This is a genomic window from Stagnihabitans sp., assembly GCF_964946895.1.
In genome coordinates, this window is sequence record NZ_CBBQHX010000069.1 from 1 (window position 1) to 11,514 (window position 11,514).

General features: G+C 63.6%; 12 protein-coding genes. 11 read left to right on the plus strand and 1 reads right to left on the minus strand.

Annotated features, from left to right (window positions below; translation table 11 throughout):
- From AC1Y2B_RS22570 to AC1Y2B_RS22620, 11 genes are all read left to right on the plus strand, one after another.
- Nucleotides 1-714: NosD domain-containing protein (locus tag AC1Y2B_RS22570; RefSeq protein WP_482255381.1), on the plus strand; the 714-nt coding region annotated here is incomplete at its 5' end.
- Nucleotides 680-1,576 (plus strand): ABC transporter ATP-binding protein, encoded by an 897-nt coding sequence (locus AC1Y2B_RS22575; RefSeq protein ID WP_482255382.1) that lies wholly within the window; start codon nt 680-682, stop codon nt 1,574-1,576. The genes AC1Y2B_RS22570 and AC1Y2B_RS22575, both read left to right, overlap by 35 nt.
- Nucleotides 1,573-2,394: an ABC transporter permease gene (locus tag AC1Y2B_RS22580; RefSeq protein WP_482255383.1), complete on the plus strand. Its 822-nt coding sequence runs from the start codon at nt 1,573-1,575 to the stop codon at nt 2,392-2,394. Before AC1Y2B_RS22575 ends, AC1Y2B_RS22580 begins: the two co-directional genes overlap by 4 nt.
- Nucleotides 2,391-2,936 (plus strand): nitrous oxide reductase accessory protein NosL, encoded by a 546-nt coding sequence (locus AC1Y2B_RS22585; protein WP_482255384.1) that lies wholly within the window; start codon nt 2,391-2,393, stop codon nt 2,934-2,936. The genes AC1Y2B_RS22580 and AC1Y2B_RS22585 overlap by 4 nt, the downstream gene beginning before the upstream one ends.
- 1 nt (nt 2,937) lies before the next feature.
- Nucleotides 2,938-3,864, plus strand: a complete 927-nt coding sequence (locus AC1Y2B_RS22590; RefSeq protein WP_482255385.1) for an FAD:protein FMN transferase — start codon at nt 2,938-2,940, stop codon at nt 3,862-3,864.
- A gap of 35 nt (nt 3,865-3,899) precedes the next feature.
- Complete coding sequence (locus AC1Y2B_RS22595) at nt 3,900-4,307, plus strand: c-type cytochrome (RefSeq protein ID WP_482255386.1); 408 nt, start codon at nt 3,900-3,902, stop codon at nt 4,305-4,307.
- Between the two features lie 87 nt (nt 4,308-4,394).
- Nucleotides 4,395-4,859: a group III truncated hemoglobin gene (locus tag AC1Y2B_RS22600; protein WP_482255387.1), complete on the plus strand. Its 465-nt coding sequence runs from the start codon at nt 4,395-4,397 to the stop codon at nt 4,857-4,859.
- Nucleotides 4,860-4,881: 22 nt separating this feature from the next.
- Nucleotides 4,882-5,898 carry an NAD(P)H-dependent flavin oxidoreductase gene (locus AC1Y2B_RS22605; protein WP_482255388.1) on the plus strand — a complete coding sequence of 339 codons (1,017 nt, stop codon included), beginning with the start codon at nt 4,882-4,884 and terminating at the stop codon, nt 5,896-5,898.
- On the plus strand, nt 5,895-6,560 hold the full coding sequence (locus AC1Y2B_RS22610; protein WP_482255389.1) for a 5-formyltetrahydrofolate cyclo-ligase: 666 nt from the start codon (nt 5,895-5,897) through the stop codon (nt 6,558-6,560). The genes AC1Y2B_RS22605 and AC1Y2B_RS22610 overlap by 4 nt, the downstream gene beginning before the upstream one ends.
- The gene (locus AC1Y2B_RS22615) at nt 6,557-7,771 is read left to right on the plus strand and encodes an NnrS family protein (protein WP_482255390.1); all 1,215 of its coding nucleotides are present in this window, start codon (nt 6,557-6,559) and stop codon (nt 7,769-7,771) included. The genes AC1Y2B_RS22610 and AC1Y2B_RS22615 overlap by 4 nt, the downstream gene beginning before the upstream one ends.
- A 787-nt stretch (nt 7,772-8,558) precedes the next feature.
- The gene (locus AC1Y2B_RS22620; protein WP_136905947.1) at nt 8,559-8,882 is read left to right on the plus strand and encodes a DUF736 domain-containing protein; all 324 of its coding nucleotides are present in this window, start codon (nt 8,559-8,561) and stop codon (nt 8,880-8,882) included.
- A 146-nt stretch (nt 8,883-9,028) separates the two neighbouring features.
- On the opposite strand, the gene AC1Y2B_RS22625 is transcribed toward AC1Y2B_RS22620, so the two are convergent.
- Nucleotides 9,029-10,882, minus strand: a complete 1,854-nt coding sequence (locus AC1Y2B_RS22625; RefSeq protein ID WP_482255391.1) for a type II toxin-antitoxin system HipA family toxin — start codon at nt 10,880-10,882, stop codon at nt 9,029-9,031.
- Nucleotides 10,883-11,514 lie beyond the last annotated feature (632 nt).

Sequence of the window (11,514 nt, forward strand, 5' to 3'; positions counted from 1 at the left end):
CACTACATGTACACCCGCGACAGTGAGGTGTCGGGCAACATCTCGATCGGCAACCATCTGGGTTTCGCCATCATGTTTTCCGACCATGTGAAGGTCACGGGCAACATGTCCTTGGGTGACCGTGACCATGGGCTGATGATCAACGCGTCCAACTATTCCGACTTTTCGGGCAATCTGGTGAAGGGGGCGGCCAAGTGCACCTTCATCTATGACGCCAACAAGAACCTGTTCGTCGGCAACCGGTTCGAGGGCTGCGACATCGGCATCCACTTCACGGCCGGAAGCGAGGGCAACGCCATGACCGGCAACGCCTTCATCGGCAACCGCACGCAGGTGAAATACGTAGGATCCCGCAACATGGAATGGAGCTTCCAAGGTCGTGGGAACTTCTGGTCCGACCATCCGGTGTTTGACCTGAACGGCGACGGCTATGCCGACAGCCCGTTCCACCCCAATGACCTGATGGACAGCATCCTGTGGTCGCAACCTGCTGCCGCCTTGCTGATGGGCTCGCCCGCCGTTCAGCTGATCCGGTGGAGCCAGTCTTCCTTCCCCGCCATCCTGCCCGGTGGCGTGGTCGACAGCTATCCCCTGATGACCGCCCCCGTGATCGAAATCCCCGCCAAGATTGCCGCGATGGAGGCCCTTGTGGCCGACCGCTGGCTGAAAGAACCCTCGCATGACGCCGACTCTGACGCTGCAATGTCTGACTAAGACCTACGGCGGGCAGCGCGCCCTGTCTGAGGTTTCTTTGACCGTCGCTCCCGGCGAGCGGGTGGCCTTGCTGGGCCACAATGGCGCAGGCAAGTCGACGATGATGAAGATCATCCTCGGCCTGATCCCCTATGACTCGGGTGAGTTGCATGTGACTGGTGCCGCCCCCGGTTCGGCCGAGGCGCGGACGCTTGTCGCCTATCTTCCTGAAAACGCTGCCTTCCACCCGGCCCTGACCGGGCTCGAACAAATGCACCACTACCTTGCCCTGCGCGGCGAAAAAGCCAGCCTCGCCATGGGCTCGCTGGAGCGTGTCGGCCTTGGCCCAGCCGCCCGCCGGCGCATCGGCACCTATTCCAAAGGCATGCGTCAGCGCGTGGGTCTTGCGCAGACATTGATCGGCAAGCCCAAGTTGCTGGTGCTGGATGAACCGACCTCGGGCCTTGATCCGGTGTCGCGCCGCGATTTCTACGAACTCCTGGACGGGCTGGCGGCAGATGGCGCATCCATCCTGCTGTCCTCGCACGCGCTGACTGAGGTCGAAGCACGCACCGACCGCATCCTGATCCTTTCCGGCGGGGTTCTGGTGGCCGAGGGCACACTTTCCGACCTGCGCAAACGCGCCGCCCTTCCCGTGGCCTTCCATGTCACCTCGCGCCAAGGGGCCGAGGCAGAGGTGGCCGCAGCCCTGCCAGAGGCAACTCTCGCCGCTGAGGTCCTGACGCTGACGTGCAAGCAGGAAGATAAGCTGCGTATTTTGGCCCGCATCTCCCATCTCGGCGCCAAGGTCGCTGACATCGACGTTCTGCCGCCTTCGCTGGAAGACATCTACAGCCATTTCAGCAAAAGGGCGGGGCAATGAACCGCATCCTTGCCACCGCCGGAACCGAGTTCCACATCGCCCGCCGCAACCGCTGGGTGGGCATCTCGGTTGCCATGATGGCCCTGTTTTCGTTGGTCTTGTCTGCTGCCGGATCGTCGGCCGTTGGCACAATCGGAGCTGACCGGCTTTCGGTTGTCGTGGCAAGTCTGACCAGTCTTGCGGTCTATCTTGTGCCATTGGTCGCGCTTCTCATGTCTTTCGACGCAATTGCCGGAGAGGTGGAGCGAGGTACCCTGCCCCTTTTGCTGACCTATCCGGTGTCACGGCCAGAGATCCTGCTGGGCAAACTGCTGGCACACCTGGCGATCCTGACGCTGGCCGTGGCCGTGGGCTACGGTATCGCCGCAGTTGTCGCCCTGTCGGTCGATCCAAATGCGGCTGCCGGTCTTGCCACGCTCTGGAGACTAACGTGGTCGTCGGTTCTTTTGGGGGCGACGTTCCTTGGCGTCGGCTATGCTGCCTCGGCTTTGGCGCGTAGGCCTTCGGGGGCCGCCGGGCTGGCCATCGGGCTGTGGCTGGGGCTGATCGTGCTCTATGATCTTGGCCTGTTGGCGGCCGTCGTGGCCGACAATGGTGGCATCTTCACCACCAAGGTCTTTCCTCTGGCCTTGCTGGCAAATCCGGCAGACGCGTTCCGGCTGTACAACCTCGCCGCGTCGCAAGCCACCTCGGTGGCGTCAGGCGTGGCAGGGGCAGCCAATTCGATCCCGATCTGGGCGTCTCTGACATCCATCCTTTTGTGGCCCGTGGCGACGTTGGCCCTCGCCACCGCAGCCTTTCGCAGGGTGACCCCATGAAACGACTTCTCTTGGCCCTTCTTCTGCTGGCCGCCTGCAAAGAGCAGGCCCCTATCCCTTTGCCGGTTGCCATGACCGCCGATTCCACGGGCTACTTCTGCCAGATGGATATTCTGGGCCACCCCGGCCCCAAGGCGCAGGTTCACCTTGCGACATATCCCGGCAAGCCCTTGTTCTTCAGCCAGGTCAAGGATGCCGTGGCCTATCTGCGCATGCCGGAACAGATCGACACCGTCACCGCCACCTATGTCAGCGACATGGGTGCGGCCCCCAGCTGGGAGAACCCGGGCGCCACCAACTGGATAGCGGCGGACAGGGCCGTTTACGTCGTGGGCTCTGATGCTAAAGGCGGCATGGACGCGCCGGAGTTCGTGCCCTTCGGTGATCCCGCCAAGGCGCAAACCTTCGTTGCCCTGCACGGTGGTCAGGTAATGACGTTCGCACACCTCTCGCAGACCGCCATCGCCCCCAGCACGGCGACCGGTGACACCGACGCTGACATAGCCGCCCGCCTGAACGCCCTTTCCAACACCGGAGGCTGACATGCCCATCCTGACCCGACCGACCCTGAACCGCCGCCGCTTTCTAACCCTCTCCGCCGTGGCCGCATTGCCGCTTTCCTTCCCGGCCCGGGCAGCCCAGATCACGCAATGGCACGGAACAGCCCTCGGGGCCGAGGCCGCAATCTACCTTGACCACCCGGACGCCCCCGCCATCATCGCCCGCGCGGTGGCCGAGATCACCCGGCTGGAAAGCATCTTCAGCCTGTACCGCGCCGACTCAGCCCTATCGCAATTGAACGGCGCAGGCCGACTGGATGCCCCCCCTTTCGAAATGCTGGAGTGTTTGGGGTTATGTGCCCGCGTCCACGCGGCAACCACAGGCTTGTTCGATCCGACCGTTCAGCCCCTATGGCAGCTTTACGCAACCAGCTTTGCCGCAGGTGAAGCCCCGACATCGGACCAGATTACAGCACTTCTGCCCAAGGTCGGTCTGAACCGCATCACCTATGACAGTGACTCTGTCTTGATGCCTGCTGGGATGGCGCTGACCCTGAACGGCGTGGCGCAGGGGTTCATCGCGGACAAGGTGGCTGAGATGCTGACGCAAGAAGGACTGACCGACATCCTGATCAACACCGGCGAGTTCCGCGCCTTGGGCCAAATGCCCGGCGCAAAAGGGTGGCCGGTCAAATTGGTCAGCGGCGGAGAGGTCAACCTGATCTCACGGGCCTTGGCGACCTCCTCGCCTTTGGGGACGGTGTTTGATGCCAAGGGCACGGTCGGCCATATCCTGAACCCCGCCACTGGCCTGCCTGCCTCTTCCATCTGGACTTCGATTTCAATCAGCGCGCCGTCTTCCGCGCTGGCAGATGCCCTGTCGACCGCTGCCTGCCTGATGCCAGATCGCACCGCGATTCAGGCCGCCCTGACCCAGTTCCCCGACACCCGGATCGAAGCTCTCGTCTGATCCGGGCACTTCCCCAACCCACGAAGGAAACCGCGATGAAAACCCTGACCCTGATTGCCGCCCTGACCCTTGCCGCCGCCCCTGCCTTTGCGGCGGGCGATGCCACCAAGGGCGCCGATGACTTCAAACGCTGCAAGGCCTGCCATTCGATCGTGGCCCCCGACGGCACTGCCGTCCAAAAGGGTGGCAAGACCGGCCCCAACCTTTACGGCGTCATTGGTCGCGCCGTCGCAAGTGTCGCGGATTTCAAATATGGCGACTCTATCAAAGCGGCCGGCGCGAAGGGGCTGATCTGGGACGAGGCCATGGTGGCCGCCTATGTCACCGACCCGACCGCCTGGCTGAAGACGCAGACCGGCGATGACAAGGCTGTGGCCAAGATGACCTTCAAGATGGCGACCGGCGGAGAGGATGTCGCGGCTTATCTGGCCTCGATCAAGTAAGCGCATGTGAAACCGCAGCCACGGACAACCGTCTCTGGCTGCGGGGAACTCGGCACTCATCCGGCATCGCTCCGGAAGGAATGAAAAATGTCGACTATTGCATCTTCTGAACCGCAAGCGGCGAGCGCCCGCCCCGCCGTGACCGCCAACCTGATGGCACGCACGGGTCTGGATGACGCCATGCTGGCCCGGCTTGTGCATGGCTTTTACGACCGGGTGCGCACGGACCCTATGCTTGGTCCGGTTTTTGCCGACCGGATCACCGACTGGGAGCCGCATCTGGCCAGGATGGTCGACTTCTGGTCCTCGGTCGCGCTGTTGACCGGGCGATATCATGGCCAGCCGATGCCCAAACACCTGCTCCTGCCGGTCGATGGGGAACACTTTGACCGCTGGCTGGATCTGTTCCGCCAGACCGCTGCCGAGGTTTGCCCGCCCGCTGGCGCCGCTTGGGTGATCGAGCGGGCCGAGCGGATCGCAGCGTCAATCCATATGAACATCCTCGACGCCCGTGGCGACTATGGCCTCGCGGGCGTGCCACCAAGACTTTAGCCCCCTGATCCGGAGAGTTGCCATGCCCGATCCTCGTCTGCACACCTCCGTCTGTTCCTTGCTGGGCTGTGATGTGCCGATCCTGTTGGCGGGTATGGGTGGTGTTGCGCGGTCTGACCTTGTGGCGGCCGTGGCTTTGGCTGGCGCATACGGCATGCTTGGCATGGTGCGGGAAAACCCCGTGCTGATCGCGGAAGAGATTGACGCGGTGCGGGCCAGGACCGCACGCCCCTTCGCGGTGAACCTGATCCCGGCGGCGACCGATCCGGCCTTGCTGGCGGCAGAGATGCAGGTCTGTTTTGACCGCGCCGTCTCGGCGATGTGCTTCTTCTGGGATGTGGTGCCAGAGGCCGTGACCAAGGCCAAGGCGGCGGGCTGTCTGGTGTTGCATCAGGTCGGCTCGCTTGCCGCAGCCAAAGCGGCGGAGGCGGCCGGGGCCGATGTGCTCATCGTGCAAGGGGTCGAAGCAGGCGGCCATGTGCATGGCACGGTGGCGGCCTTCGTGCTGGTGGAACAGGTGGCGCGGGCGACACGGCTGCCGATCATCGCCTCGGGTGGGTTTGCCACTGGCGCCAGCCTGATTGCGGCGCTGGCTTTGGGCGCGCAAGGCATCCACTGCGGCACTGCCTTTCTGGCCACACAGGAATCCTTCGCCCATGACGACCACAAGGCGCTCGTGCTTGCAGCCCAGGCCGAGGATACCGTCTACACCGATGCTTTCGCGCTGAACTGGCCGCCGCACTCGCCGGTTCGGGTGATCGGCAATTCGCTGACAAAGGCATTGGGCCATGACCTGATGGGCCACCACCCTGACCGCTTGCCGCGCGAGGTGATTGCCTGGGAAGACGGACGGCCGCTCTTCAAATTCTCCACCGACTCGCCTCTGCGCACCACCACCGGCAATCTGGAGGCGATGGCGGCCTTTGCCGGGCAGAGTGTGGCGCTGATTGATAGCCTACCCACGGCGGCAGACCGCATTGCTACGATTGTGTCAGACGCGCAGGCCGCCCTCACAAGGCTGAAGGGGATGACAACATGAAACCAACCGCCTCGCCGCCCTGTCTATCGGACGGATTTGACCCAAACCATGTCGATCCGCAGCAGGCCCACGACGTTGCGATCTGGCGCAAGGCCGAACGACACCGGTTGCTGGCCGAACGCGCCGCGATGGCGGTCGAGGTGCGGCATGACGCTTCCCATGCCATTGCCGATCACCTCGATCGGATCTTGGCGGATCGGTTCGCCTCCTTGCAAGGGCTGACGATTTCCGCCTGGTGGCCAATCAAGGCCGAACTGAACCTGCGCACCTGGCTGGCCGGGCTGGCGGCACGCGGTGCGCAGGCGGCGCTGCCTGTCGTGGTCACCCAAGGCGCGCCCCTGATCTTCCGGCCCTGGACGCCCGAGGCCCGCATGGAGCGCGGCTTCTGGAGCATCCCTGTCCCGGCCGAGGGGCCGGAGGTGACGCCCGATATCACGCTTGCACCCGTCGTCGGCTGGGACGCGCAGGGCTACAGGCTCGGCTACGGCGGCGGCTATTTTGACCGCACCTTGGCCGCCCTGTCGCCCCGCCCCTGCGCGATTGGCATTGGCATTGGCATTGATGCTGCCCGCCTCCGTACGATCTTTCCACAGCCGCATGACATTCCGATGCAGGTCATCGTGACAGAAACCGGCACTCACATCCCGATAGAACAGCCATGACCACCTCTGCCGAACAAATGCGCGCCTGGACCGGACCGGCGATCCTGAGCTACGGCTTTCGCCCCTTCTTTCTGCTGGGATCGGTTTGGGCCGCAGTGGCGATGGTGCTGTGGATCTTGATGCTGTCCGGCCACGACGTCATCCCGACCGCATTCGACCCGGTGTCGTGGCACGCCCACGAGTTTCTTTTCGGTTATCTCGGGGCCGTGTTGGCCGGATTTCTGCTGACGGCGGTGCCGAACTGGACCGGACGCCTGCCGATTGTCGGATTGCCCCTGGCCGGACTTGTCCTCCTTTGGCTGGCGGGGCGTCTTGCGGTGGCGACGTCAGCGCTGTTGCCATGGGCTTTGGTCGCGGTCATCGACCTCGCCTTCCCGATCGTGCTGTTCGCGGTCTTGGCGCGAGAGGTGGTGGCCGGGCGCACCTGGAAGAACCTTCCGGTGCTGACGCTTCTGATGGCAATGACGGTGGCCAACTGGCTGTACCATCTGGATGCGGCACAGGGCGGCTATCCGGCCAAAGGCATGGCGCTGCGGATGGGGCTTGCGGTTGCCGTTATGTTGATCTCGTTGATCGGCGGACGCATCGTGCCCAGCTTCACGCGCAACTGGCTGGCACAACGCCAAAGCGCGTCCTTGCCCGTCGTTTTCAGCCGCAAGGATTCCGTGGTTCTGGCGTTGACTGCGGCGACGCTTCTCATCTGGATCTTCTGGCCGGAAGATCGCTGGACGGCGGCCGCCTGCGCCATCGCGGGTCTGGCGCAAACATGGCGGCTCTCGCGCTGGTCGGGAGTGCACACTTGGGCCGAGGCGCTGGTCTGGGTGCTGCACGCGGGCTACGCCTGCGTGCCCTTGGGGTTCTTCGCCGTGGCCGCCGGCGCGTTCCTGCCCGGGATGGGACCCGCCGCGCAGCACGTCTGGATGGCAGGAGCCGTCGGTCTGATGACCCTGGCCGTGATGACCCGGGCTAGCCTTGGCCACACCGGCCGACCCTTACACGCCACGCTGCCGATCACCGCGATCTATGCAAGCCTGATCCTGGCCGTCCTGCTGCGCTTTGTCGCCGGAGCCTTGCCAGAAGCGACATGGCCCATCCATCTGGCGGCCTGCGCCTGGATCATCGCGTTCGCCGGGTTTTTCGTTCTGTATTTGCCAATCCTTGCAGGGCCGAAAATGCAACGTCGATCAGCCACTGCCAATGGATCGTCATAATGAATCGCTGCAACCCGCGATCTCGTTCGTCGATGCCTGTCGCTGCAAGACGCACGAATGACCGTTTTGGGAACCCATACGAAAGCGTGAATTGGAAGCCGACCGGCAGGTTTGGGCCGGGCGCGTCGGTGTCGGGTCCAGTTGTCACGAAGGGCCGTTAGCTCCGGCTTTCTTTAGTGCTTTGGGTAGGGATCATCCACGCAGCAGTTGGTAGGGCAGGAGGATCAGGGCACTGGCCCCACCGTCAGATCCTCGTCGATTTGCGCGGGTTGCAGCGGAGTCGGAGATATTCTCGACCTGCGTTTTGGCTAAGTCGGAGCGCTGGTTCGAAACTTGTCCTTTTCTACCCTCGTGCTGGCAGCCCTTGACGCAGTGGAGCTGCGCGAGCCGCGAGGTAGTACGGCAGGGGGGAGGCGCAAGCTGGCCTGACGCATCCGCCTGACGGGGCGTCTTCATCGCCGGTGGTGCCTGTCCTGTCTTACCTGATGGGCCTTCAGGGTCGCCTTGATCTCCGTCGTGTCTCTGTCCCAGCCCGCGTCTGGACGGCCTCTGGTGATGGGCTGATCTGCCCGAAGGACGTCTTCGCCTCGACCGCTTCGGCGCAACAGCGTCGTCACAACTTTCTTCCCCTGTCGGTGCAGGCACCGTCATTCCTCGCGCGGCAAGAAAGTTTCTCCTGTGCTGTCCAGCCCCCGTGAAGGGGGTGCGCCAGTGGTCGCCTCCGGGCCGTCGATCGCCATCGAGGCCGCAAGGACGCGGGCCCGAAACAGCAAAACGGAGAAAGAACATGGCGACCATCGGCACCTTCAAGAAGACCGGCACCGAATACACCGGCGAAATCTTCACCCTCAGCCTGCAGGCCAAGGGCGTGCGCCTCGTCCCCGACCTGCGGGCCTCGGGCGAGAACGCGCCCAGCCACCGGGTTCTGGTCGGCCGCGCCGAGATCGGCGCCGCCTGGACGAAGAAATCGAACGAGGGCCGCGAATACCTGGGCCTGAAGCTGGACGATCCGAGCTTCGCCGCCCCGATCTACGCCAACCTCTTCGATGACGAAGACGGCGAGGGCCACTCGCTCATCTGGTCCCGCCCCAACACCCGCCGCGGCGACTGATCGCCAAGGCAAAGGCCCCGGTCGAAAGACCGGGGCCGAGACTTCAACCCAAGTTTACGGTATCTGAACCCTCGGGCGCTCCGCGTTTGGGCAGCGACACTCGCCCAAGCGCCATGCGCTATGCAGCCTGCATAATTGGCGCGAACCTAGCTGGCTTCGCCGGCAAGTGCCGCACAGCGAGCGCGAACAAGCCCCATGATCTGGCCTTGGACAGCGCTTGCCGCCTCGGACTTTGCCGCGAAGCCCGGCAGCCTCACCGTCTCAACCGCATTCGTGAGGTTGGTCGTCACCTCGGCAATTGCCGCCTCTGCGACTCCCTGAGGAACGCCGATCGTGCGTGCCAACGTCAGGAAATCTCCGCGCGTCAACCGATCATCCTTGCCATTGAGCTTCAGTGCCATGCGGTCGCCGGCGAGGCCAGGGAAGACGCGCGTCGTGACCGCGTCATAAAGCGGCGCGAAACGGACCGAAGTGAAGGACTTCGCGTCGGCGTCCGCGATCTTCAGCAGGGCCAGGTTCTTGAGGTGCATATCTCCATCGGCGATAAGCCAAGCGAAGACCGCGCGACGGAAGAGGATCTCCAGGTCAGCGGTCGGGTCTGTCGACAGGGGCCGCAGACCTCGTGCCATGCGTTCTATCGTTCCGTCGTATTTCGCTGAGGCGGGAAGATCGAGGACGGAACAGAAATCTTCCAACGCCAGCCTGCGCCGATCCTCCGGTCCGCGGCGAATGTCGAAACGCTCTACGATCAGCGCAGGCGCCATGCCGTCTGGCATCGCAATTAGCGCGACATCCGGCACCGTGAAGCCTGCTGTGCGACCCAACTCCAGGCACAGCCATTCGACGACTGGCAACATCTCGAAGCCGGCTGTTCCTGCGGGCTTCAGGATATGCGTGAAGGGGAGATCAATCGCCGGCAAGAGTGTGCCGTCCGGCGCGAGGTGCATCGGCGCCTTGATCTGGACTCCCGAAAGTCTCGGCGTCTCGGCACGCGCGTACATCTTCGCAAGGTTCTGCTCGAAACTCTCCTCTATCGTGCCGCGCGCCGGGCCGGCGTATCGCCCCTTGAACCGTCCCTCCTCGACAAAGTCGACAAGCGCGGTCGAGAGATTATCCTGCGGTAAATCCGCTATGTCTTCGCCTGTTGCGACCACCGTGATGTTCGACATATACCTTTGCCCGCGCCGCAGCGCTTCACGGTCATCGCGTTCGTGCAGTACCTGGGCGAGCCAGCCCTCCGGCAGCAGCGATTCAATGAAGGCGGGAAGCTTCCCTGGTGTGGTTTCGCGGACAAGCGTCGGTCCAGCGCGCCTTTTCGCTTTCCAACGCCATTCGAAGCCGTCATGGGCCAGATGCCCAAGCGGCTCGCCATGCCAGGCCACCAGCAGATCAAGCGCCGCCTTGTTCGTCGAGGGCTTGGGTGCCCCAGGCTGCGAAAGGAGGTAGCGCTCGGCGCCTTCGCCCTCGCGATACCAGTTGTTCTCGCGCGCCAAAGCCCAGATTGCATCTGCGGCCCCATTGGGTGTGCCATGCTCTTCGACCAGGCGTGCGGCCATTTGTGCCCGCATTTCGCTTGTGATGGCACTAGCGTGCTCGCTCCGCAGGCGGAAGGATTCGAGAAAGCGCTGTCGGGGGGAAGAGACTGGAATTCGCAGTTCGCCCAGATCATCGCCCACGATTGCCGTTGCTGTCGAAGGGTGCGGCGGCGCTTCGTTCTGCACAATCTCCAGGCTGCGCAGTCGGGTGCGCTGGTTACGTCGGCCGCTGATGAACAGCCGGCCATCCGGCGTGGGCGCCAATAGGGCTGCACTCGCCGACGACAAATAGGCATCGGGATAGAGGTAATGGGCGATGCGGATCGCATGATCCAAGACGGCCGCGTCTGCATTGATGCCGTGATCAACGTAGACGCCTCGAAACAGTTGGATAATCTCACCTGCCTGCGCGCGCTGGTGGGCGCGTTTGGCATCGAGCGTTTCTCCGACTAGGTGGATAGCCATAGGATTATCCCGCATTTCAGATGCGTGAAAATTCCACAATCTGGATCGCAGCGCAAGAATTATCTCGCATCTCACATGCGCGATAATGCTAGAGGTGTCCGCGACGTACCATGCACTCGATGGCCAGATAGCTGGAAGGTAGGGCGATGGCGCATCCCGGCAGCGCCGGGACCGGGCTCTGGTCGTCCGACTGGAGCCTGCTGGGCAGTCTCCCCCCATTCGGGCAACGGTCCCTTGTGCGACGGCTGATCCAGCCGGAAGGAGACTGATGGCGCGAGGTTCGGCGCGTTGCGGCCTCGTGCCAGAGGTCGGGTTGGGCGCGGGAGCCCGCCTCGTATTCATGGGCAACATTGGAATTCGTGAGACCCCGGTCTGAATCAAGACGATCCTCTGAGACTAACGTGGCGGCACGGCTGGCGAGCGGTGGGCATCCCGTGACGGGGCAGGGCGCCTGTCTGGGGTCAAAGCCCCATCCCCCGCTTCCATTCGCTGTCCTTGGTCTGATCCGTCTCTTTGACACTCAACCCCAGAGGGGTCGGCTACGCGAGCGTGCCGCCCTCGCGGATTCGGACGAGCCGAACGCACGAGGGTGATTGCAGATCCGGTCAAACACTTCGGGCGCCTGTCGCGCG